The 24,303-nt window shown below is 43.0% G+C and carries 22 protein-coding genes and 1 tRNA gene; 19 read left to right on the forward strand and 4 right to left on the reverse strand.

Annotated elements, in window-relative coordinates; all coding sequences use genetic code 11:
* Positions 1-50: 50 nt before the first annotated feature.
* The 9 genes from hisF (at position 51) to NSQ99_RS04595 (ending at position 9,132) form a co-directional block, all read left to right on the forward strand.
* Positions 51-809, forward strand: a complete 759-nt coding sequence (hisF, locus tag NSQ99_RS04555) for an imidazole glycerol phosphate synthase subunit HisF (protein ID WP_251671066.1) — start codon at positions 51-53, stop codon at positions 807-809.
* On the forward strand, positions 806-1,474 hold the full coding sequence (gene hisIE, locus NSQ99_RS04560) for a bifunctional phosphoribosyl-AMP cyclohydrolase/phosphoribosyl-ATP diphosphatase HisIE (protein WP_251671064.1): 669 nt from the start codon (positions 806-808) through the stop codon (positions 1,472-1,474). The genes hisF and hisIE overlap by 4 nt, the downstream gene beginning before the upstream one ends.
* A 127-nt stretch (positions 1,475-1,601) precedes the next feature.
* Complete coding sequence (locus tag NSQ99_RS04565) at positions 1,602-2,552, forward strand: ribose-phosphate diphosphokinase (protein WP_251671062.1); 951 nt, start codon at positions 1,602-1,604, stop codon at positions 2,550-2,552.
* A gap of 117 nt (positions 2,553-2,669) precedes the next feature.
* Positions 2,670-4,409, forward strand: coding sequence for a tetratricopeptide repeat protein (locus NSQ99_RS04570; protein WP_340835354.1), 1,740 nt, complete (start codon positions 2,670-2,672; stop codon positions 4,407-4,409).
* Between the two features lie 564 nt (positions 4,410-4,973).
* A complete protein-coding gene (locus NSQ99_RS04575; RefSeq protein ID WP_340835357.1) occupies positions 4,974-5,924 on the forward strand; it encodes an ROK family glucokinase in 951 nt (316 codons plus the stop codon).
* Between the two features lie 12 nt (positions 5,925-5,936).
* The gene (gene rapZ / locus NSQ99_RS04580) at positions 5,937-6,824 is read left to right on the forward strand and encodes an RNase adapter RapZ (RefSeq protein ID WP_251671050.1); all 888 of its coding nucleotides are present in this window, start codon (positions 5,937-5,939) and stop codon (positions 6,822-6,824) included.
* A 12-nt stretch (positions 6,825-6,836) separates the two neighbouring features.
* Positions 6,837-7,823, forward strand: coding sequence for a gluconeogenesis factor YvcK family protein (locus NSQ99_RS04585; RefSeq protein ID WP_340835361.1), 987 nt, complete (start codon positions 6,837-6,839; stop codon positions 7,821-7,823).
* 7 nt (positions 7,824-7,830) lie between these two features.
* Positions 7,831-8,772, forward strand: a complete 942-nt coding sequence (gene whiA / locus NSQ99_RS04590) for a DNA-binding protein WhiA (protein WP_251671046.1) — start codon at positions 7,831-7,833, stop codon at positions 8,770-8,772.
* Positions 8,773-8,862: 90 nt separating this feature from the next.
* Positions 8,863-9,132: an HPr family phosphocarrier protein gene (locus NSQ99_RS04595; protein WP_251671044.1), complete on the forward strand. Its 270-nt coding sequence runs from the start codon at positions 8,863-8,865 to the stop codon at positions 9,130-9,132.
* A 78-nt stretch (positions 9,133-9,210) separates the two neighbouring features.
* Here NSQ99_RS04595 and NSQ99_RS04600 read toward each other — a convergent pair whose 3' ends face one another.
* Together NSQ99_RS04600 and NSQ99_RS04605 are read right to left on the reverse strand one after the other, a co-directional pair.
* The gene (locus NSQ99_RS04600) at positions 9,211-10,131 is read right to left on the reverse strand and encodes an L-lactate dehydrogenase (protein ID WP_251671043.1); all 921 of its coding nucleotides are present in this window, start codon (positions 10,129-10,131) and stop codon (positions 9,211-9,213) included.
* On the reverse strand, positions 10,128-10,922 hold the full coding sequence (locus NSQ99_RS04605) for a formate/nitrite transporter family protein (protein WP_340835362.1): 795 nt from the start codon (positions 10,920-10,922) through the stop codon (positions 10,128-10,130). The genes NSQ99_RS04600 and NSQ99_RS04605 overlap by 4 nt, the downstream gene beginning before the upstream one ends.
* 197 nt (positions 10,923-11,119) lie before the next feature.
* On the opposite strand from NSQ99_RS04605, the gene NSQ99_RS04610 reads away from it, so the two are divergent.
* On the forward strand, positions 11,120-11,311 hold the full coding sequence (locus NSQ99_RS04610; protein WP_340835363.1) for a hypothetical protein: 192 nt from the start codon (positions 11,120-11,122) through the stop codon (positions 11,309-11,311).
* Here the strand turns inward: NSQ99_RS04610 and clpP are convergent.
* Both clpP and NSQ99_RS04620 read right to left on the reverse strand, forming a co-directional pair.
* Entirely contained in the window at positions 11,304-11,888 is a 585-nt protein-coding gene (clpP, locus tag NSQ99_RS04615) for an ATP-dependent Clp endopeptidase proteolytic subunit ClpP (RefSeq protein ID WP_251671039.1), read from the reverse strand. The two genes, NSQ99_RS04610 and clpP, sit on opposite strands and share 8 nt — an antisense overlap.
* A gap of 270 nt (positions 11,889-12,158) precedes the next feature.
* A tRNA-Arg gene (locus NSQ99_RS04620) sits at positions 12,159-12,233 on the reverse strand.
* A 300-nt stretch (positions 12,234-12,533) separates the two neighbouring features.
* On the opposite strand from NSQ99_RS04620, the gene NSQ99_RS04625 reads away from it, so the two are divergent.
* The 9 genes from NSQ99_RS04625 to rnr all read left to right on the forward strand — a co-directional run bounded on the left by NSQ99_RS04625 (position 12,534) and on the right by rnr (position 24,082).
* On the forward strand, positions 12,534-13,583 hold the full coding sequence (locus tag NSQ99_RS04625; RefSeq protein WP_251671037.1) for a sugar-binding transcriptional regulator: 1,050 nt from the start codon (positions 12,534-12,536) through the stop codon (positions 13,581-13,583).
* A 59-nt stretch (positions 13,584-13,642) separates the two neighbouring features.
* Entirely contained in the window at positions 13,643-14,647 is a 1,005-nt protein-coding gene (gene gap / locus NSQ99_RS04630) for a type I glyceraldehyde-3-phosphate dehydrogenase (protein WP_251671035.1), read from the forward strand.
* A gap of 159 nt (positions 14,648-14,806) precedes the next feature.
* Positions 14,807-15,991: a phosphoglycerate kinase gene (locus NSQ99_RS04635; RefSeq protein WP_340835364.1), complete on the forward strand. Its 1,185-nt coding sequence runs from the start codon at positions 14,807-14,809 to the stop codon at positions 15,989-15,991.
* A 253-nt stretch (positions 15,992-16,244) separates the two neighbouring features.
* On the forward strand, positions 16,245-17,000 hold the full coding sequence (gene tpiA / locus NSQ99_RS04640) for a triose-phosphate isomerase (protein WP_251671032.1): 756 nt from the start codon (positions 16,245-16,247) through the stop codon (positions 16,998-17,000).
* Between the two features lies 1 nt (position 17,001).
* The gene (gene gpmI / locus NSQ99_RS04645; protein WP_340835366.1) at positions 17,002-18,537 is read left to right on the forward strand and encodes a 2,3-bisphosphoglycerate-independent phosphoglycerate mutase; all 1,536 of its coding nucleotides are present in this window, start codon (positions 17,002-17,004) and stop codon (positions 18,535-18,537) included.
* Positions 18,538-18,588: 51 nt separating this feature from the next.
* Entirely contained in the window at positions 18,589-19,881 is a 1,293-nt protein-coding gene (gene eno, locus NSQ99_RS04650) for a phosphopyruvate hydratase (RefSeq protein WP_251671028.1), read from the forward strand.
* 151 nt (positions 19,882-20,032) lie between these two features.
* Positions 20,033-20,890: a sugar phosphate isomerase/epimerase family protein gene (locus NSQ99_RS04655; protein ID WP_251671027.1), complete on the forward strand. Its 858-nt coding sequence runs from the start codon at positions 20,033-20,035 to the stop codon at positions 20,888-20,890.
* Between the two features lie 141 nt (positions 20,891-21,031).
* Complete coding sequence (gene secG / locus NSQ99_RS04660) at positions 21,032-21,268, forward strand: preprotein translocase subunit SecG (protein WP_251671026.1); 237 nt, start codon at positions 21,032-21,034, stop codon at positions 21,266-21,268.
* A 135-nt stretch (positions 21,269-21,403) separates the two neighbouring features.
* Positions 21,404-24,082 carry a ribonuclease R gene (gene rnr, locus NSQ99_RS04665; RefSeq protein ID WP_340835367.1) on the forward strand — a complete coding sequence of 893 codons (2,679 nt, stop codon included), beginning with the start codon at positions 21,404-21,406 and terminating at the stop codon, positions 24,080-24,082.
* The last annotated feature ends 221 nt before the right edge of the window (positions 24,083-24,303 follow it).

Genomic DNA, 24,303 nt, shown 5'->3' on the forward strand with positions numbered 1-24,303 from the left:
TTGGACGATGAACGATGAACAGGTGTTAGACCTGAGAAGGAGGCGTATAGATGTTGGCAAAGAGAATTATTCCGTGCTTGGATGTAAAGGATGGGCGTGTTGTAAAAGGGGTTAACTTTGTTAATTTGAGAGATGCTGGGGACCCTGTAGAGCTAGCTGCAACCTATGATCAGGAAGGCGCAGACGAGCTAGTGTTTCTAGATATTTCAGCTTCTGTAGAAGGTCGTGCAACGATGGTTGATGTCGTAAAGCGCACTGCTGGAGAGATTAAGATTCCATTTACGGTTGGCGGGGGAATCTCGAGCGTGGACGATATGACACGCATTCTACGCGCAGGTGCAGACAAAATTGGAATAAATACCGCTGCTGTACTGAATCCAGAGCTAATTACAGAGGGCTCTCGCCGCTTTGGCGCTCAATGTATCGTTGTCGCGATTGATGCTCGATATAATGATGAGTGGCAGGATTGGGAAGTCTATACGCATGGCGGACGCAAGCCAGCAGGACTACGCGCGGTAGAATGGGCTGCGAAAGTGGAAGAGCTTGGAGCGGGTGAGATTCTGCTAACGAGCATGAATGCTGATGGAACGAAGGATGGCTTCGACATTGCTTTGACGAAGGCAGTTAGTGAAAGTGTAGGCATACCAGTGATTGCCTCTGGAGGAGCGGGTAAAGTTGAGCATTTCGCTGAAGTATTTCAGCAAGCAAAGGCAGATGCAGCTCTTGCAGCGACAATTTTTCACTATAAAGAAATGACTATTGCTGAAGTGAAGGAAGATCTGCGAGCAAAAGGGGTAGAGGTGCGATGAGTTTAAGTGAGATTAAATGGGATGCCAGCGGTCTTGTTCCTGCCGTTGTTCAAGATGCACAAAGCAAAGAAGTGCTTATGCTTGCCTACATGAATGAGGAATCATTAAAGCTATCTCAGGAAACGGGATATACTTGGTTCTGGAGTAGATCGCGTAATGAGCTATGGAATAAAGGGGCTACGAGCGGGCATAAGCAACGCATTACGAGCATGAGCTATGACTGCGATGGAGATACATTGCTAGTTAAGGTTGAGCAGATCGGTCCTGCTTGTCATACAGGTAGCTATAGCTGCTTTACACAGCCATTACAGCTTGAAGGTGGACAGCAAGAGGCTTCAGCAGCTTCAGAAGGTAGTGATCGTTTTGCTATGCTTGGACAGCTGGAGACAACGATTGCTCAGCGTTTCGCTGAAAGACCAGAAGGAACCTATACGACCTATCTATTCGACAAAGGTGTCGATAAAATACTGAAAAAGGTCGGAGAGGAAGCTGCGGAGGTTATCATTGCTGCAAAAAACAAAGATAATGATGAGCTGCGAGCAGAAGCAAGTGATCTTATATTCCATCTTATGGTTTTGCTGCGTGAGCGTGGACTTCCGTTTGACGCGATTTTAGGCGAATTAAAAGATCGACATGGAAAGCCAACAACGAATAAAATGCGTTAAATTTTTCATTTTGTCGAAAAATAGTACTATTTCTTTTTGAATTCTGAAAAATTCAATGTATAATAGGACAAGTAGAAATGCTTCGTTTACATTTAATTTATATGTTTGAAGTACTCAGGAGGGTATCATGTTAAGCGACAAAGTGCGTATTTTTTCGGGCTCGTCCAATCCGGCTTTAGCTCAAAAGATCAGTGAACATCTGGGAATGCCATTAGGAGCTATTAAATTATCTCGCTTCAAAAGTGGTGAGATCTATGTACACTATGAGGAAACGATTCGAAATTGTGACGTTTTTCTAGTTCAATCGTTTTCCCATCCAATTAATGAGCACTTTGTTGAGCTGCTCGTTATGATTGATGCGGCAAAACGTGCATCCGCGCGTACAATTAATATTATAATGCCGTATTACGGCTATGCGCGACAGGAGAGAAAAGCAGCTCCGCGTGAACCAATCTCGGCTAAGATGCTTGCCGACGTGTTAACAACAGTTGGTGCTACACGTGTCATTACTATTGACCTCCATGCCCCGGCTATTCAAGGATTCTTCAATATTCCAGTTGATCATATGACGGCATTAGATCTAATTAGTGCTCATCTGAAAGCGAAAAATATTAAAAATCCGGTCGTCGTATCTCCAGATGCTGGACGCGCGACAACAGCTGAAAAGCTTGCGAATTATTTGGATACTTCATTCGCTATTATGATTAAAAAGCGTTCTGCCCACAATGAATCATCGATTACGCATGTTATTGGTGATGTCGCTGGACAAACACCGATCATTATAGAGGATATGATTGATACTGGCGGTACAATCATTAATGTTGTTGAAAGCTTAAAGGAGCATGGTGCAGAGGATGTTTACGTCTGCGCAACTCACCCACTATTCTCGGGCGATGCGATTAAACGACTAGATCATCCAAGCATCAAGGAAGTCATTGTAACAGACACGATCGCGTTGCCAAATGATACACCTGATCGCTTTAAAGTATTAACAGTAGCTCCGCTTCTAGCAGAGGCTACAAAAATTATTATTGATGGTGGTTCCATTAGCGTATTGTTCAAAAACAATGGGCTGTAATGGGAAACGGATTAAACTGCGGATTGACAATAGTCATCCGCGGTTTTTTATTTGTCATTATATGTTCGGTTGGGACTGTGCTATAATTGACGTATTAAAAAAGGAGGTGCCTTGACCATGAAGAAAAACAAGAAAGTATCAGGAGAACAGCACGGAATTACATTACTACAGCTTGATGCTAATTTATTTTATGAGAGAGCCATTCGCTCCTTGGACCGTTTCCATTATGACAAGGCACTTAAATACTTCCAAAAAGCTGTTGATTACGAACCAAATAATCCTATAAATTATTGCAATATGGCCGGCGTGCTATCAGAGATTGGCAAGTACGGTGAATCTAATCATATACTTCAAAAGGTAATTAATGAGATCGACCCAGATATGACCGAGTGCCATTTTTACATGGCAAACAATTTTGCGAATATGGAGTACTTTGAAGAAGCAGAGCGAGAGCTTCTTCATTATTTGCAAGAGGATGAGGAAGGTCACTTTCTAGAGGAAGCCGAGGAAATGATTGAGCTCCTTCAATATGAGCTAGAGCGGCCGACACCTCTTACGAAGGTAAAGGCTAGAGCTGGTGTGTATGAGCATATTCGTGCTCGAGAGATGCTTGAAGAAGGAAAGTTTCTTGAGGCTATCCGTTTGTTGGAGACGATAACCGAGGAAACACCAGACTTTCTAGCAGCTCATAACAATCTTGCATTGGCCTATTACTATGTTGGTATGACTAACGACGCTAAGCAAGCGATTGAGGCTGTGCTGAAGCAGGATCCCGCAAATTTGCATGCATTATGTAACCTGGCAATCTTCTACCATTATGAGGGTAGCCAAGATAAGCTTAAGCCGCTAGTTGCTATGCTTACTAAGCTGGACCCGTTCTATCAAGAGCATCTGTTTAAGCTGGCAACAACGATGGGCATCGTGAAGGAGCATGCTGCAGCACTGCGACACTTTCAGCGGCTAACGAAGCAGGGTGAGGCGAAAAAGGACCCTTGCATTAGCCACTTTGCAGCTGTCGCGGCCTGCAATATCGGTAAGCTAGAGCTGGCAGAGAAGTTTTGGCTGATGACGCGCAGCATGGATGAGCAGTCACAGCTCCCGCAGTTCTTCCTAATATTGCTGAAGCAAATGAAGCCAGGATTGCCGCTTCAGCCTTCGCTATCGTACAGCTACTTTAGTACGGTAGAAGAACAGGTGGAGGCATGGGAGCAGCAGGCAAGGGAACGAGGCGAACAGCTTGAGTCTATATTCAAGCGAGCATATTTGTTCTGGGCCTTTCAATATAGTGATCGTGAAGCAAAGCTAAAAGCTATTAATGATCTGGATGCATGCTATGATGTCGCAGTTGAAGACATGCTAAAGCAATATTTACTGAAGCAGGACGAGGATGATTACGTTAAGCGTCTTGTGATGTATGCCCTGCGATCCATGGGCATGGAGGATGCGTTCGATGTTATGCTTGGAGGCAAGCTGATGCAGGTTGATGCGCAGCGTGTGCCAACATTGGAAAGCAGCAGCAATCTCGCAGATTGTGATCCGCTATGGGAGAGAGTAGCAGAGCTTTCGCTTGCACATACAGCGAGGCGTTATAACGCCATCTGGCAGCATGACATGATTACGCTATGGATCAACTATCTATCCAAGGGTTATGTATCGACATCCAAGCTAACTAAGCTGGAGGCTTGGGCAGCCGCTTTGGAGTATTTGACAGCTAAGCTGTACAATAAGCCGATTACGTATCATGAAGCTGCTGTTCGCTATGGAACGAGCATCACGACGATCAGTAAGCGTGTGAAGGAGATTGATGCGGTGTTGGGGATAAAAAGCAAACTAAAAGCACCATGGTATAAGAGGTAATTCAAAAAGTTCAGCTTTGATCACGAGGTTATACTGTGGGCTTAGTCGACGTCGAATTTTGAATTCAGCTTGGCCTTGTGGTGCTCACGTACCCACTACGTACGCTGCGCTCCTCAGGCCTGCGCTTCTTTCAAACTTCTCGGTGCTGAAAGCCGAATTTTTGAACCTTTATTGAAGAGGTAGTTCAAATAGTTCGGCTTTGATCACGATGTTATACTGTGGGCTTAGTCGACGTCGAATTTTGAATTCAGCTTGGCCTTGTGGTGCTCACGTACCCAATTCGTACGCTGCGCCCCTCAGGCCTTCGCTTCGTTCAAATACAGCGTTTTGGAAAAACGCGCATCGGAAGCGTATGCTTTGGTGCTGAAAGCCGAATTTTTGAACCTTTATTGAAGAGGTAGTTCAAAAAGTTCGACTTTGATTACGATGCGTGAACTGAGGGGTTAGTCGACTTAGAATTTGAACCTAATGACTAGCGATTTTGCTTGCTGTGGTCATGCTTGACCGTAAACGGCGGAACGCTTATAGTTGAAATGGAACTTTATATATGAATGAGGTGGAGTCATGTCCGAAAAAATTTATGTTGGTGTTGATGTAGGCGGTACGACGATTAAGCTTGGTATTTGCGATGCTGAAGGTAACTTATTACAAACCTTTGAAGGCCCAACAGAGGTCGACAAAGGGTCAGATGCTATTCTTCATAACATTGCGAAATACGTAAAACAAATTGTTGAAGAGTCCTCTTATTCATGGGAACAAGTAGAAGGTGCTGGCATCGGAATTGCTGGATTTTTAGATATTCCTAATGGCTATATGAAGCACTCACCGAATCTATATATAAACGATGTTGATATAAAGGGTGCTTTAGAGAAGGAACTCCAAGTGCCTATTAAAGTAAACAACGATGCGAATGTGGCTGCACTAGGTGAAGCTTGGGCAGGGGCAGGTCGTGGAATCGCTAACTGCGTCATGTATACACTTGGAACAGGTGTAGGCGGCGGAATTATTATTGACGGTAAAATTGTTGAAGGCTTTCAAAGTGTAGCAGGTGAGCTTGGTCATATGGCGATCGTTCCCGATCTTGAAGCGATTCAATGCGGCTGCGGCAAGGTGGGTTGTCTTGAAACGGTTTCTTCTGCAACGGGTATTATTCGTATGGCGGAGGAAGCGGTTGCGCGAGGTGATCGTACGACGCTTTCTAATGTAGAGAAAATTATGGCGAAGGATGTTCTGGATGCTGCTAAAGCAGGAGATGAGGTTGCTACTCGTATTGTTGCGCGCGCAGCTTATTATCTAGGTCGCTCGATGGCAATGATGGCTGTTATCCTAAATCCAGAATGCTTTATTGTTGGCGGAGGAGTGTCGAAGGCTGGAGGCTTCCTATTCGATCAAATCCGTGAAGTATTTGATAAGTATACACAGGACGCTTCTAAGGAAAATGTGAAGATTGTCCCAGCTGTTCTTGGTAATAACGCAGGTATTGTAGGTGCTGCAGGTTTAATTTTAAGAGGATAGTAGGTGTTGCTCATGGAACCAGCAACGAATTTGTCCCAGCTAGTTATTATTACGGGGATGTCGGGAGCAGGTAAAACGATCGCGGTGCAAAGCTTAGAGGATCTAGGCTTTTTCTGCGTGGATAATTTGCCTCCGGTGCTCATTCCAAAGTTTGCCGAGTTGATAGAACAATCAAACGGTAAGATTGGGAAGGTAGCCCTTGTCATTGACTTGCGAGGGCGTGAGTTTTTTACTGCACTTTCTGAAGCGTTAGAATATATGAACGAGCATCATACGATTAATTGTGAAATTTTATTTTTAGATGCAAGTGATGAAACGCTCGTTCGAAGATATAAGGAAAGCAGACGCAGACACCCGATGTCTCAGCAAAGTATGCCGCTTGAAGGGATAAAAGCAGAGCGTGCACTGCTGGAAGACTTAAAAGGGAAGGCGTCTTTAACGATTAATACAAGTGATCTGAAGCCGGCAATGCTGAAGGAGCGTTTAATCAATCATTTTGGTCAGACGCAGCAGCGTTCTCTTATTGTTAATATTACATCCTTCGGCTTTAAGTATGGAATTCCTCTTGATGCTGACCTTGTATTTGATGTTCGATTTTTACCTAATCCGCATTATATTGATGAGCTAAGACCAAATACAGGTCAACATCCGGATGTCTATGAATATGTTATGAAATGGCCTGAAACGCACACCTTTCTCTCAAAGCTCGTCGACATGCTTGAATATCTGATTCCACAATATGATGAAGAAGGAAAAAGTCAGGTCGTCATAGGAATTGGCTGCACCGGAGGAAAGCATCGTTCAGTAGCGATTTCCGAGTATTTGGGCAAATATTTAAAGCTGAAGGACTCGGAGCAAATACGTGTAAGCCATCGTGATTCAGAGCGCGACAGGACATAATGAGAGGGGAGCATGCATATCGTGCAAAAGGTCGTTAGACGTCCCAAAATTGTAGTTATTGGTGGCGGCACAGGTCTTTCCGTTATGCTAAGAGGCTTGAAGGAAAAGCCTCTTGATATAACTGCAATTGTAACGGTTGCAGATGATGGTGGCAGTTCTGGTATATTGCGTAATGAGCTGCATATTCCTCCGCCAGGAGATATACGTAATGTGCTATCCGCATTAGCAGACGCGGAACCACTGCTTGCTGAGGTGCTGCAGTATCGTTTTACGAATGGTACAGGACTTGCAGGTCATACGCTTGGTAATCTAATGTTAGCCGCAATGACAGATATTTCTGGGGATTTTGTAACAGGTATTAGACAGTTGTCGCAGGTGCTTGCTGTTCGAGGCAAGGTGCTGCCAGCTGCTAATCGTGCCATTGTACTAAAGGCGGAGATGAGCGACGGATCGATTGTGACCGGTGAATCGATGATTCCTAAGGCCAATGGATCGATTAAACGTGTGTTCTTAGAACCGCAGGATGTTGAAGCTTTGCCAGAGGCTGTTGAGGCACTGGAACAGGCTGATGCGATCTTAATCGGACCAGGAAGCTTATATACAAGCATTATGCCGAATTTGATCGTTCCGAAGCTGGCACAGGCAATTGTTGAATCGGACGCTGTCAAATTATTTGTATGCAACGTAATGACTCAACCTGGGGAAACTGACAATTATTCTGTAAGCGATCATTTGGATGCAATTTATGATCATATCGGTCATCATTTATTCGATTATGTAATCGTTAATAACGGAGAAATACCGCCACATGTAGAAAGTAAGTATGCGGAAATTGGAGCAAAAGCCGTCCAGTTGGACATAGACGAGGTTACGAAGCGCGGTTATCAGGTTATTGCCGATCAACTCGTTCTATTCCGGACGTTTTTACGACATGATGCAGAGCGATTAAGTCATCATATTTATAAATTGGTTGAAAACTGGATGCTTAGAAAGAGGTGAGAGCAGCATGTCTTTTGCGGCACAAACAAAAAAAGAATTAACGATGGTCGAAACAGAGCCGTGCTGTGAGCGGGCGGAGCTTGCCGCATTGATTCGGATGAATGGCGCTGTTAGCTTATCAAGCCGCAAGGTCGTATTGGACATCTCGACAGAGAATGCCGCAATAGCACGCCGCATTTACACGCTCATAAAAAAGCATTTTGATGTTCATGTTGAATTACTTGTACGTAAAAAAATGCGCTTGAAAAAAAATAATGTGTATATTGTTCGTTTGCCAGAGAAAGTGCAGGACATGTTGACCGATCTAAGTATTGTTTCGGAAGGCTTTATGTTTAACTCGGGCATTGATCGCAACATTATCCGCAAAAACTGCTGTAAGCGTTCCTATCTTCGTGGCGCGTTTCTAGCTGGCGGCTCTGTAAATAATCCAGAGGGGTCTTCCTATCATCTGGAGATCGCATCTATGTATGAGGAGCATTGCCAAGCACTTGTTGAGCTTGCTAATGGCTTTAATCTAAATGCTCGTTGCATCGAACGAAAAAAAGGTTTTATTTTTTATATCAAGGAAGGCGAGAAAATCATTGAGCTACTCAATATTATTGGTGCGCATCAAGCATTGTTCAAGTTTGAGGATGTCCGCATCATGCGAGATATGCGTAACTCAGTGAATCGAATCGTAAATTGTGAGACGGCGAATTTGAATAAAACGATTGGGGCTGCGGTCAGACAAATCGATAATATAAAATTGCTGCAAAAAGAAATTGGACTGGAGAATCTGCCAGAAAAAATACGTGAGGTTGCTGAAATACGATTGGCACATCCTGATCTTAATCTAACTGAGGTTGGAGAGCTGTTAAAGGTTAAGGTAAGTAAGTCAGGTGTGAATCATCGTTTACGTAAAATTGACGAGATGGCAGAAAAAATAAGGAATGGCTCAACTTTAACCTAGTAGAAATGGGCTTAAAATGGTATAATAACTAATAAAGCTCTAAATGTCCGATTATCATATTTGACTTTAAATATAGGGGGTATGTTTTTCATGGCAAGGCTTCCAGTAGTTGTTCGTTTGAAAACAGGTTTACATGCTAGACCTGCAGCGTTATTCGTACAAGAAGCGAACAAATTTTCCTCTGAGGTTTTTGTGGAAAAAGACGAGAAGAAAGTGAACGCTAAGTCGATCATGGGAATCATGAGTCTTGCAATTAGCTCAGGCACAGAAATTACAATTAGTGCTGATGGTTCTGACGCAGAGCAAGCGGTTAATGCACTGATTGCACTTGTAAGCAAGGAAGAGCTCGAAAACCAATAATTCATGTAATAAAGGCTGCCAATTATCCTCATGTTAGGAACATTGGCAGCCTCTTTAATTAATCGGACTTATTCGGATTTAATCGTCAAGCTCAATGCTTTTAATGAGCTCCTTCAGTTTATTCGCAGACTTTTCGAATAAAGCCTGCTCTTCACTCGTAAGCGTAAGCTCCAGCGCTTTACGAACACCGCTTCGGTCGACGATGCACGGTACGCCAAGATAGACATCAGAAACTCCGCAATAATTATCTAGCAGCGTAGATACATTGAGTACAGCGCCCTCATCATCTAATATTGCTGTAACAATTCGGTCAAGGGCAAGCGCAATCGCATAATAGGTAGCGCCTTTTGCTTCAATAATTTCATAGGCGGCATCACGTGTTTGTAGGAAGAGGTTTTCCTTCGTCTCTTCATCAAGCTCGATGTCAACACCAGCAACGTTAGCAAGGCTCCATACTGGAAGCTCAGAATCACCATGCTCTCCAATAATATGAGCATGCACGCTGCGCGGATCGATCTTTAGCTCCTTACCGATTAGATAGCGGAAGCGTCCGCTGTCCAGCAATGTACCAGAGCCGATAACACGGTTAACAGGCCAGCCAGATTTCTTAAGTGTAACGTATGCCATAATATCAACTGGATTTGTTGCAATTAACAGAATGGCTTCCTTGTTGTAAGGTAGGATTTGTTTAATGATGCTATCGAAAATATCTGCATTACGCTTTAACAAATCAGTACGCGTCTCGCCAGGACGTTGTGCTGCACCTGCTGTAATAATGATGATCTCAGCTCCTGCACAGTCCTCGTAGCTTCCTGCCCATAGCTTTGCCCCTCCGATATAAGGCATACCATGGTTAATATCCAGTGCATCTCCCGCAGCTTTCTTATGATTGACATCGATTAATACTAGCTCATTGACACGATTACGTAACATTAGTGTATAGGCGGTTGTAGAACCAACAAAACCTGCACCAATAACTACAACTTTTCTCGTTTTCATACGTCATCCCCACTTTCATTAAAATAAGGTTTGTTAATATAGTAGTAAAACATAGCCATAAATACACTGCCGCCTATAATATTGCCTAATGTAGCGGGAATTAAATTGTGTAAAATCTGTTCGATCGTCAAAGCTCCCCAGCCTTGTGCTGCAATAGAAATGGCAAATACAGACATATTCGCTATGCTATGTTCAAAACCTGCAATGAAGAAACTGAACACTAATAAAATCATAACTAGCATTTTTGCTCCATCGGCTTTCATCATGAAGGGAACGAAGAACGCTAGGCAGACAAGCCAATTACATAATATGCCTCGAAAAAAAATCTCCATAAGCGATGCATCGACTTTATTGTGTGCCACCTTCAACAAAAATCCATGAATTTGCTCACTATCAAATAATCCCGTAGCCCATGTGAACACTGCAAAGAAGATAGCTCCGATGATATTGCCGACATAGCTCAACAACAACAATCGTAGAACCTTATTCCAGCTTAACTTTTTGCGAAGTGCGCTAAAGCTAAGGTAGAACGTATTTCCTGTGAATAAATCACCGCCACCGTAAGAAATTAATATGATGGCTATACAAAATGTCAAAGCAGCTGCTGGATACGTAAAAGGAGAATGGACCTCGTAAAAGAAGCTTGCTGTCTTAAAGGCAACGATAACGCCGAAGCCGATAAACATACTCGCAACCATTGAACGCAATAGATAGCGCAGAATACTTTGATCGTAAATTTTCAGTTTTTTTAATGCCAGCTTTTCAACTTGATATAATGCTTCTGTCTCCATATTGACTCCTCCAACAATGCAAGTCGTACTGTGATCTATTACAATTTCATCATATATGACAGTCAGAAATAGATATGTGATTTTTATCACAATGAGCAGTGGATTATTAAATGTGATAAATGATATGGGCTTTATTGACTTAGTTTATGTTGTTTGTTTATGTAGAAAGTGTGTTTGTTTATGTAGAAAGTGATGGATTGGGATTTATGATGCTGATGCTATATAGCCATGGTGAACTATACCGTTGTTGGCTGGATATGTGCGGTTACACGCTACATAAGAAAGGTGAAATAAAAAGGACTGCAGCTGCATCTGAACAACCGATGAACTGCAGTCCTGCAAGATCTGTACAAGCAGAGACAAATCAACCTGAATGGTTAATTAGTTAACTCTTTCAATTACTTTATCAATCAAGCCGTATTCGACAGCTTCTTGTGCGCTCATAAAGTAATCGCGATCTGTATCTTGATTAATTCGCTCAATAGGCTGACCAGAGCGATCAGCTAAAATTTGATTTAGCTTTTCACGCATATTGATGATACGTTTTGCGCGAATCGCGATGTCGCTCGCTTGACCTTCAGCACCACCTAGCGGCTGATGAATCATAACTTCGCTATTTGGCAATGCAAAGCGCTTGCCTTTCGCTCCAGCTGTTAGTAGAAAAGCACCCATTGAAGCAGCCATACCTACGCAGATCGTAGATACATCGGGCTTAATATATTGCATCGTATCGTAAATGGCCATACCAGCAGTAATGGAACCGCCAGGAGAGTTGATATATAGATGAATATCCTTCTCTGGATCTTCAGCAGCCAAGAAAAGCAACTGCGCAATAATAGAATTGGCCACAACGTCGTTAACACCAGAGCCAAGCATAATAATACGGTCTTTTAACAAACGAGAATAAATGTCATAAGAGCGTTCTCCACGATTACTTTGTTCGATAACCATAGGCACAAAGTTCATATTAACCAATCCTCCTATTTAGTAGTATGTAATTTATAATAATAGAAATTTTGTTAAAAGTCAAAGATGGTCAAACTCACTTCTACGTTACATAGTATGACCTGATTTGCTAGTAGCTAAACACTCCGAATGTACATCACCTTCATTGCTATGAATAAAAAAACAGGATAGAAAAATGAGATATAGTCATTTTCCATCCTGTTTTATTCTGGGGAGATGATTGCACTGCCCTTTATTCTATGAACATTAATGATGTTATACGTATGTAAGTGGCGCGCCCGCTAGGAATCGAACCTAGATCTCAGGCTCCGGAGGCCTACGTCATATCCATTGGACCACGGGCGCAACTACTATATTGTATTGGATTTTATTCAATGAATCAAGTGTTTATCCGATCAAAACCTATTCATGCCTTTTTGCATAAGCGATATTCGAAAGTATAACTAGGATTCTCAATGGTAAAACTCAAACTGTATCAAATATCTTTATACATAAATTAAATAAGTAATCGTTTACATCGTAAAAGCGCACTTGCGATGCTGTTAAAGATTAGGTACAATATATGTGGGACTTAAATAATACCACAGGGACAATTTTTGTCCACGTCGGGTGTTTCCAATATAGTTCACGCGGAGTGATGGTATAATGCGACAGCTTATTGAACTGCAGCGGCAGCTAGTACCTGAGCTTTTAGATGTGATGAGCAAACGCTACAAGATTTTACAGCAAGTAATGCTAGCAGGAACAATCGGGCGTCGAGCACTCGCTAATGTGATGGCGATGACAGAACGTGTACTGCGAGCGGAAACGGAGCTGTTAAAGGAACAAGGTCTTTTATTGATCTCACCTTCAGGCATGTCGCTAAGCGAAGATGGTAAGAAGGTGCTAGAGCAATTAGAACAGCTTGATCCACATGTTTTTGTTAGCTCAGATCTAGAAAAAAAGCTTCAGACATTGTATGGCTTGCAGCACGTCATTGTAGTTCCAGGTAATTCAGAGCAGTCTGAGGCGTCGAAGCGTGAGCTTGGAAGAGCTGCCGGTTTACTTCTGAAGCGAGTTATTAGATCAGGAGATGTAATCGCGGTCTCAGGTGGCACTACGACAGCTCAGGTTGCAAATTATTTAAGCTTACCAAGCACAATAAAGGATGTTGTATTCGTACCAGCACGTGGTGGTTTAGGTGAAAGCCTGGATTATCAGGCGAATACAATTGCATCTACGATGGCTAAGCGTACAGGCGGCCATTACCGATTGCTTCACGTTCCTGACCATATCAGTGAGGAAGCTTATGAATCCATGATGCAAGAGCCTACCATTAAAGAAATTGTCGAAGTCATCCGGAATGCAAGAATTTTTATTCACGGTATTGGTGACGCTACTGTAATGGCAAGGCGAAGAAAAACTGATCCTGAAGAAGTACGCAAGATGGTTGCAGAAGGAGCGCTTGCTGAGTCATTCGGCTTCTACTTTAATAAGCATGGCGAGCCAGTCCATAAGATGAAAACTGTGGGCATGCGATTAGAAGATATCGCCCAGATCGAATGTATTATTGCGGTAGCTGGTGGAGCGAGTAAAGCTGCTGCTATGGATGCGATTATGCGATCTGGTCATAATCACGCACTCGTCACGGATGAAAGTGCAGCGCTTGAGCTTATTCGGATTAATGAAAGTAATGGGCATTATGACGAAATGTAATTCAATTACACTCGTCTTGCAATAAATTAAATTTGCCAAATGACTAGGAGGAAATAACAATGGTTAAAATTGGTATCAATGGTTTCGGCCGTATCGGTCGTAACGTATTTCGTGCTTCATTCAGCAATCCTAACGTTGAGGTAGTAGCAGTAAACGATCTGACAGACGTTAACACTTTGGCTCACTTGCTAAAATATGATACGACTCACGGTAAATTCGACGGTACTGTAGAAGCTAAAGAAGGCGCTCTTATCGTTAACGGTAAAGAAATCAAAGTATTCGCTGAGCGCAACCCTGCTGATCTTCCTTGGGGTTCTGTAGGTGCGGAAATCGTAGTTGAATCTACAGGTATCTTCACAGCTAAAGAAAAAGCTGAAGCTCACCTTCAAGGCGGCGCTAAAAAAGTTATCATCTCTGCTCCAGCTACTAACGAAGATATTACAATCGTTATGGGTGTTAACGAAGATAAATACGATGCTGCTAGCCATACAGTTATTTCTAACGCTTCTTGTACTACAAACTGCTTGGCGCCTTTCGCTAAAGTATTGAATGATAAATTCGGAATCGTTAAAGGTATGATGACAACAATTCACTCTTACACTAACGACCAATCTGTACTAGACGTACCACATAAAGACCTTCGTCGTGCTCGTGCAGCTGCTGAGAACATTATCCCATCTTCTACTGGTGCGGCTAAAGCAGTTTCTCTAGTATTGCCTGAGCTTAAAGGTAAATTGAACGGTATGGCTATGCGTGTACCTACACCTAACGTTTCTGTAACTGACCTAGTTGCAGAGCTTAAAGTTGACGTAACTGTTGAAGAAGTTAACGCTGCTCTTAAAGAAGCTGCTAACGGCGCTCTTAAAGGCATCCTTAACTACAGCGATGAGCCACTTGTATCTTCTGACTACAATGGTGACCCTGCTTCTTCTACAATCGATGCTCTTTCTACAATGGTTGTTGAAGGTAACATGGTTAAAGTTGTTTCTTGGTACGACAACGAGTGGGGTTATTCTAACCGCGTAGTTGACCTAGCTGCTTACATCGCTGCAAAAGGTCTATAAGGAAAGAAAGCCGACGGGCATGACTCTTCATGAAGATGTCGGTCCTTAGCCTTACTGAACGCATGAGCGTAAGAGAGGGCTAGTTATAAGCAGGCGTTTCTTCCCTAGGAAGGACGCCTGCTTTTATATTGCATAATCAAATCATTGGGAGGCTAATCCATGAATAAAAAAAGTATTCGCGACGTGGCTGATTTAGCTGGTAAAAAAGTATTCGTGCGTGTCGATTTTAACGTGCCACTAGAAAACGGTGCTATTACTGACGACAAGCGTATTCGTGAAACGTTGCCAACGATCAACTACCTCATTGAAAAAGGTGCTAAAGTCATTCTTGCGAGCCACTTGGGCCGTCCAAATGGCGAGGTTGTAGAAGAGCTACGTCACACTGCTAGTGCGGCACGTCTTTCCGAACTTCTTGGCAAACCAGTTGTTAAAGCTAATGAAGCTGTAGGCGATGCTGTTAAAGCTCAAATCGCTGACATGCAAAACGGAGATGTTCTACTTCTTGAAAACGTGCGTTTCTACCCTGGCGAAGAGAAAAATGACGCAGAACTTGCAAAGCAATTCGCTGAGCTTGCTGATCTTTTCGTTAACGATGCATTTGGTGCTGCTCACCGTGCGCATGCTTCTACAGAAGGTATTGCACATCATCTACCAGCAGTATCTGGCTTGCTTATGGAGAAAGAGCTTGATGTACTAGGTAAAGCTCTTAACAACCCTGAGCGTCCATTTACAGCGATTGTTGGTGGTTCTAAAGTTAAGGATAAAATTGCTGTAATCGAAAAAATGATTGAAATCGCAGATAACATCATTATCGGTGGCGGTCTATCCTACACATTCTTCAAGGCACAAGGCTATGAAATCGGTCAATCTTTGCTTGATAGCAGTAAGCTAGATCTAACGCTTGAATTTATTGAAAAAGCGAAAAAAGCAGGCAAAAACTTGTATTTGCCAGTGGACATCGTTGTTACAGATGAATTCAGTGCAAATGCGAATACTAAAATTGTTCCTGTAGATAGCATTCCTGCAGACATGGAAGGTATCGATATCGGTCCAAAAACTCGTGAAATCTACGCTGACGTTATTAAAAACTCTAAGCTAGTAGTATGGAACGGTCCGATGGGCGTATTCGAAATCGAGCCATTCTCTCATGGTACACGTGCAGTAGCTCAAGCTACAGCTGAAACTGAAGGCTACACAGTTATCGGTGGCGGTGATTCTGCAGCAGCTGCTGAGAAATTCGGCCTAGCTGATCGCATGAACTTCATCTCTACTGGTGGCGGTGCTTCCCTTGAGTTCATGGAAGGTAAAGCTCTTCCAGGCGTTGTAGCTCTTAACGATAAATAAGATTAGCCCGATTAAGGATGTGTGATCCAGCGATGGATTGTACATCCTTGAGGACTGTTAATGACCAGCATGCATCCAAGGTAACTTTTTCTCACGAAGAGGTTCTTAGGAATGCATCAAAAAGTTTTGGATTATGCTTTCGAAGTATTTTTTCGGAAGAATATCCGAAAAAGGGTTAATGCTTCCGTAGTAACTTTTTCTCACGAAGAAGCAACAAAGGAATGCATCAAACAAGTTTTTAGGAGGACTAAAAATGAGCAGAACACCTATTATTGCAGGTAACTGGAAAATGTTTAAGACGGTTTCTGAGTCTGTAGCTTTCTTTGAAGCTGTGAAGGGTAAAGCTGAGGTTGCAGGTGTAGAAAGTGTTATCTGTGCACCATTTACTAACCTACCAGCGCTTGTAGAAGCAGCGAAAGGTACATCGATCGCAATCGGTGCTCAAAATCTTCACTTTGAAGATAACGGTGCATTCACTGGTGAGATCAGCGGCGTTATGCTGAAGGATCTAGGTGTAAAATATGTATTGATCGGTCACTCTGAGCGTCGTCAATACTTCGCTGAGACAGATGAAACAGTAAACAAGAAGGTTCATGCTGCATTTAAACATAGCCTAGTACCGATCATTTGTATCGGTGAAAATCTTGAAGAGCGTGAAGCAGGTACGACAAAAGATGTTTGCCGTACTCAAACGGTAGCTGCATACGAAGGCATCTCTGCTGAGCAGGCAGCACAATCTGTTATCGCATACGAGCCAGTATGGGCTATCGGTACAGGTAAATCCTCTACTAGCGCAGATGCACAGGATGTTATTGGTTATGTGCGTAGCGTAGTAGCTGAGCTTTATGATCAAGCGACTGCAGACGCAGTACGTATTCAATATGGCGGTAGTGTAAAGCCAAACAACGTTGCTGAATATCTTGGTCAACAGGATATTGATGGCGCGCTAGTTGGCGGTGCAAGCCTTGAGCCAGACTCCTATGTAGCACTTGTTGAGGGGGCCAAGTAAGATGGCTAATCGTAAACCAGTAGCTTTAATTATTATGGACGGCTTTGGTCTTCGTAATGATGTAGTGGGTAACGCTGTTGCTCAAGCTAAAAAGCCGAACTATGATCGTTATCTTCAGCAATATCCAAACACAACTTTGGTTGCTTGCGGTGAAGCAGTAGGTCTACCAGAGGGACAAATGGGTAACTCTGAGGTAGGTCACTTAAACATCGGTGCTGGTCGTATTGTTTACCAGGATCTAACTCGCATTACAAAATCAATTCGCGATGGTGAATTTTTCGAAAATGAAACCTTCATTAAAGCAATTAGCAATGCGAAAGAGAACGGTAAAAAGCTTCATATCTACGGCCTGCTATCCAATGGCGGCGTGCATAGCCACATCGATCATATTGTTGCATTGCTGGAAACTTCAAAACGTCAAGGCTTTAGTGATGTTTATATACATGGCTTCCTTGATGGTCGTGATGTATCTCCAAGCAGCGGTGAAGGGTTCGTAGAGCACCTGCAACAAAAGATTGCTGAGCTAGGCGTAGGTAAAATTGCAACGCTTTCTGGACGCTACTATGCGATGGATCGTGATAAGCGCTGGGAGCGCGTAGAAAAAACCTACCGCGCCCTCGTATATGGAGAAGGAGAAAAAGCGACTAATCCATTACAAGCGGTTAAAGATTCCTATGCGAAGGAAGTCTATGACGAGTTCTTCTTGCCAACAGTTATCGTAGATGATCAAGGGGCACCTGTTGCGACAGTTGAAGATCAAGACTCTGTTATCTTCTGTAACTTCCGTCCTGACCGTGCGATTCAATTGTCACAGGTATTCACGAACGAGGATTTCCGTGGATTCGATCGCGGCGACAAGCAGCCAAAAGACTTATTCTATGTATGCTTAACGCTATTTAGTGAAACGGTTGGAGGGTTAGTTGCATACTCACCTAAAAACCTTGATAATACGCTTGGTGAAGTGCTTGCGCAGAACAATTTGACGCAGCTTCGTACAGCGGAAACAGAAAAATATCCTCACGTTACGTTCTTCTTCAGTGGTGGTCGTGATAAAGAACTGCCTGGTGAAACGCGCGTGTTGATCAATTCACCAAAGGTTGCAACCTATGATCTGCAGCCTGAGATGAGCGCTTATGAGCTTGCAGAATATACTGTTCGTGAGATCGAAGCGGATAAGCATGATGTTATTATTATTAACTTTGCTAACCCTGATATGGTTGGTCACTCAGGTATGCTTGAGCCAACAATTAAAGCGGTAGAAGCAACAGATGAATGTGTAGGTAAAGTGGTAGAGGCTGTTCATGCAGCAGGTGGTGTGTGTATTATTACCGCTGACCATGGTAACGCTGATATGGTGTTTGATGAGAATGGCAACCCGCATACTGCACATACAACAAACCCTGTTCCATTTATCGTAACAAAGCAAGATATCGAGCTTCGCAATGACGGTATTCTAGCGGATATCGCTCCGACGATGCTTTCACTGCTTAATCTTGAGAAACCAGAAGAAATGACAGGTTCTACATTGATTAAGTAAGGTCATTACATGTACAATAATAATATAAAAACAAAAGGAGTGTTACACTAAATGTCTATCATCGTTGACGTATACGCACGTGAAGTTCTTGACTCGCGTGGTAATCCAACTGTAGAAGTTGAAGTTTCTCTTGAATCTGGCGGCAAAGGCCGTGCAATCGTTCCATCTGGTGCATCTACTGGTGCTTACGAGGCTGTTGAGCTTCGCGATGGCGATAAATCTCGCTACCTTGGTAAAGGTGTACTTACAGCGGTTGAAAACGTAAATACGATCATCGCTCCAGAAATCATCGGTCTTGACGCTCTTGATCAAGTAGCAATCGACCGTAAAATGATTCAATTAGACGGTACTCACAACAAAGGCAAGCTAGGTGCGAACGCAATTCTTGCTGTTTCTATGGCTGTTGCTCGTGCTGCTGCTGATGCTCTAGATGTACCTCTTTACACATATCTTGGCGGATTCAACGCAAAAGTTCTTCCAGTTCCAATGATGAACATCATCAATGGTGGTGAGCATGCGGACAACAACATCGACGTTCAAGAGTTTATGGTTCTTCCAGTTGGTGCAGAAAACTTCAAAGAAGCGCTACGCATCGGTGCGGAAATCTTCCACAACCTTAAAGCAGTTCTTCATGACAAAGGTCTTAACACTGCTGTAGGTGACGAAGGTGGTTTTGCTCCTAACCTTGGATCTAACGAAGAAGCAATCACAACAATTATCTCTGCAATTGAGCGCGCGGGCTACAAGCCAGGTGAAGATGTATTCCTAGGTATGGACGTTGCTTCTACTGAGTTCTTCAAAGACGGTAAATACGTTCTTGCTGGCGAAGGCAAATCCTTCACTTCTGCTGAGTTCGTTGACCTTCTTGAATCTTGGGTTGATAAATATCCAATCATCACAATTGAAGATGGTTGTTCAGAGGATGACTGGGAAGGTTGGAAGCTTCTTACTGACCGCCTAGGCAAAAAAGTTCAGTTGGTTGGTGACGATCTATTCGTAACAAACACTGAGCGTCTATCTGACGGTATCGACAAAGGCGTAGGTAACTCTATCCTAGTTAAAGTTAACCAAATCGGTACATTGACTGAAACATTCGATGCTATCGAAATGGCTAAACGTGCTGGTTATACAGCAGTAATTTCTCACCGTTCTGGTGAATCAGAAGACAGCACAATTGCTGATATCGCTGTTGCGACTAACGCTGGTCAGATCAAAACGGGTGCTCCTTCTCGTACAGACCGCGTTGCGAAATACAACCAATTGCTTCGTATCGAAGATCAACTTGGTTCAACTGCACAATATGCAGGTAAATCAGCGTTCTACAACCTTAAAAAATTCAAATAAGCAATATACAAAAAGCACTATGCCGTTCATTGCGGCATAGTGCTTTTTTATTTGTGCTCGCCATATTCGCACACATTGACGTGATCGCATGAATTTTTTGTAGTAGGTCATAATGTAGGCATACGATTATGACATAAAGAGGTGTTCTGTTATGGAATATCAGCTTGGATTGCAAATGTATTCGGTGAAACATGTTGCAGAGGATGATTTGGTTCATACGCTCAAAAAAATTAGAGAAATCGGTTATCAATCCATTGAGCTCATTGGATATTATACGTATAAGCCCTCCATGCTGCGAAGGATGTTAAAAAGGTTGGATCTAAAGGTGCCTTCCGTTCATGTTCCTCTGCGTATATATGATGAGAAAATGATCGAAAAGGATTTTGGACGATCGGCTAAGTTTGTTTCCGAGACTGGAGCAAGCTATATCGTGGTTCCATGGCTGCCTATTCGTGAAGATATTAAGGAACATGAGGTCATCTTCTTTCAGCAGCTTCTTGAACGCCTTGTGAAAATTGCGGAGGAACAAAAGCTTCAGCTCGTGCTTCACAATTTCACCCGCGAGTTTGTAGAAATAAGCAAGGAGCAATATATAATGGATCAGCTAATTGAGAAATTAAGTGAAGATCAGCTGTTGCTTGAGTTGGACTTTAGTAAGATCTTTCTAAGTGGCTTAGATCCTAAGGAGATCTACCATCGTTATGAGTCAAGAACTCCCTTTCTGCATATCCGTACGATGACAGAAGGGAGAAAAGATTGCTTACTTGAGGATGGTGTGATTGACTTCAAGAAATTGTTGCCTAGCTTAAAAAACTTAGATTCGAAGGTGATGTATATCGAGCAGCAGTTTCATAAGAACAAAGCACTAGAAGATGCAGAAAAAAACTTTCAATATCTCTCGCAGCTGTTGGAAACCTCTAAGCAACAATCATCTATGCAGCCGTCCATGCAACAATCAAGTGGCCTATATACTCAGTCATTTCATACAAACACGCAAAGCAACAGGTGATATACGTACATGGACAGAGCACAGCACAGTGCTCAATATTGGTAAGCGACTATCCAATCTGTCCTATTGTGTCGTTTAGCCTAGTATGCTACAATAAAATTATCTGTTTTTGTATGGATTGCTATGCTGGAGGTGGAAGAAATGGCAGTTGCTTTTAAAATTTTGCTTATCGTCTTCGCGCTTGGCTTAATTGGAGCTGTATTGCTTCAAAAAGGTAAAAGTGCTGGACTATCTGGTGCGATCTCAGGTGGTGCGGAGCATCTATTCGGTAAACAAAAAGCACGCGGATTAGATTTGTTTCTAGAGCGTTTAACAGTAGGTTTAGCAGCAGGTTTCTTTATTTTGGCGTTAGTTGTTTCGTATTTTCTAAATCAATAAACGTACATTAAAAAGCGAGGATTTCCTCGCTTTTTTTGTTTTCTCAATAAAAAGGGATGCAATGCGGATGATTCGTGTATACTTAAATTAAACGGTCGAATATGCTGAAAATTAAGTTATAAAGGAGACCAAAGAATGGTAAACGAGAGCCAATTGCTCGAATTTATGAAGGAAATTGCTTATAAGCCAATGACCTATTCTGAGCTTGAGCAGCATTTTAACATTACCGATGCAGCTGAGTTTAAGAGCTTTTTGAAAATGCTTGTCGCTCTAGAAGAGCAAGGGAAGATCATTCGTACACGTAATGAACGATTTGGTGTTCCAGAACGTATGAATTTACTTAGAGGAACAGTACAGGCACATGCAAAGGGCTTTGCTTTCCTAATTCCAGACGACAGTGAGCACCCTGACGTTTATTTACATGCGAATGATTTGAAAAGTGCGATGAATGGAGACGTCGTATTAGTTCGCATAACGAGTAAAAGTGAAGCTGGCGGACGGATGGAAGGAGAGGTTGTACGTGTCGTACAGCGAGCGATCACTCAAGTCGTAGGTGTACTTGAGGATCACGAGTCGTTCGCATTTGTCATGCCCGATGACCAGCGAATTAATCGAGATATTTTTATACCTAAAGCAAAAACGATGGGGGCAGTTACTGGACAGAAGGTCGTTGTAGAAATAGTGATCTACCCAGAGGGTCGCTCAGCGGCTGAAGGGGAAGTTATTGAAATTTTAGGGCATAAAAATGATCCTGGTGTTGATATTTTATCTATTATTCGCAAGCATCAGCTGCCAGAGCAATTCCCGGAAGAAGTAATGGCTGAGGCGATTGCTGCCCCTGAGCACATTACGGAAGAAGAGATTGTTAGCCAAGGCCGACGTGATTTGCGTCATGAGGTTATTGTGACGATAGACGGTGCCGATGCGAAGGATCTGGATGATGCCGTTCATATAAAAAGACTAGACAATGGGAATTACCTGCTTGGCGTGCATATTGCGGATGTAGGCTATTATGTAAAAGAACGCTCCGCACTTGATCAGGAAGCGCTGCGCAGAGGTACAAGCGTCTACTTAGTAGACCGTGTCATACCCATGCTGCCACATCGCTTATCTAACGGAATTTGCTCGTTGAACCCTAAGGTAGATCGCTTAACGTTAAGCTGTGAGATGGAGTTTGAGCCAGGAACACTTAAACAGGTGCGCCATGACATATTTACGAGTGTTATTCGGACTACGGAACGGATGACGTATGCCGATGTTAGACGTATCTTGAAGGCTGATGAGGAAAATCCGGAAACGGAGCTTAAGGAACGCTATGCAGATTTGCTTGATATGTTTAAGCTTATGGAGGAGCTTGCCTTAGGCTTGCGTAGAAAGCGTATGAAGCGCGGTGCGATCGATTTCGATTTCCAGGAATCTAAGATCATTGTCGATGAGCAAGGCAAGCCGGTCGATATTGTGAAGCGAGAGCGTACAATCGCTGAGCAAATTATTGAAGAATTCATGCTTGCAGCCAATGAGACAGTTGCTGAGCATTTCTTCTGGCTAAAGGTGCCGTTTATTTATCGTATCCATGAAGATCCCGATCAAGAAAAGCTGCAAACGTTTATGACCTTTGCTGCTAATTTTGGACATATCGTTAAAGGGAAAGGCAACTCGGTTCATCCTAGGTCTTTGCAAACGCTGCTTGATAAAATCCAAGGCACAAAGGAAGCGACCGTTATCTCAACGATGATGCTTCGCTCGATGAAGCAAGCGAAGTATGACTCGCAAAGCCTAGGACATTTTGGACTAGCCGCAGAGTTTTATACGCATTTCACATCGCCTATCCGGCGTTACCCAGACTTAATGATTCACCGAGTAATTCGGGAGGTCATCGAGAATGGAGGCACACTGTCACCACAGCGTCAGGATGCGTTAAACGCTAAGATGCAGGATATCGCTCAGCATGCCTCGCAGCGTGAACGTGTAGCGGTTGAAGCGGAGAGAGATACTGATCGCTTGAAGAAGTGTGAGTATATGCTCGATAAAGTTGGAGAAACGTTCAGCGGCATCATTAGCAGTGTGACGAGCTTTGGATTGTTCGTTGAGCTGGAAAATACGGTAGAAGGCTTAATTCGCCTAGGCGATATGCACGATGATTACTACCATTTCCACCCTGATCATATGATCTTAGTTGGCGAGCGTACATCAAGAATTTACCGTATCGGTGATGAGGTAGAGATCATTGTAAGCCGTGTAAATATGAACGATCATACCATCGATTTCGAATTTACGAAGCAAAGCGGCGGTGGAGGCAACTACTCAGCAGCTCGTCGTAAGCGTAAAGAGGATGACCGACCAGAGGGTCCTTATTCGAAAAACCGTGGCGGCAAAGGTGGACGCCAAGGTGGTGGGGATCAACGGACGGGTCGAAGAAAAAATAATGACTTTAAACGTGGTCCGCGGACGAGTGCGAACACTTCTAAAGAAAGCAGTCCGTGGAGTGAAAATGAACCATTAGTGTTAGATTTCGATGCTTATGATCAAGAGGCAGGTCATAGTGGAGAGTTTATTCGCAGTGCGGAGAACGACTCTTACTATTCCAACCCATTCGATGCAGGGGTTAAGCAGAAGAAAGGTAGCCGAGCTTCGACAGATCGCAGTGGCAGAGGTGTTGCGTTAGGCAATAAACGCAAAAAGAAAACGTCAGAAAGCGGTGTGTTTAATGGAGGGGCTACAGGCTCTTCTGGCAATTCAGCATCTGCGAACAAAGCAAAGAAGAAGAAAGTAAAAGCGAAAAAGTCCATGTCAGCTTTTGTTCGAAAGAAATAACGGCTGATAGAGGGGATCAATCGATTGTAATTTTTTTGAATCAGGAGGAGGCAAATAGTCTTGCTTTTTCCTGATTCCTATTATAAACTAAAGCTATCTGATTTGAACTACCTGAATTCACATATTGAAAAGGGTATCATCAGCAACAAATGAACCTTTTTCAATGTGTGAATTTTTTGTTTTACAACGAAATAGGCGCATATTATTTAATTTTTTTCTCT

The sequence above is a fragment of the Paenibacillus sp. FSL W7-1287 genome (genome assembly GCF_038004245.1).
Taxonomy (GTDB): domain Bacteria; phylum Bacillota; class Bacilli; order Paenibacillales; family Paenibacillaceae; genus Pristimantibacillus; species Pristimantibacillus camelliae.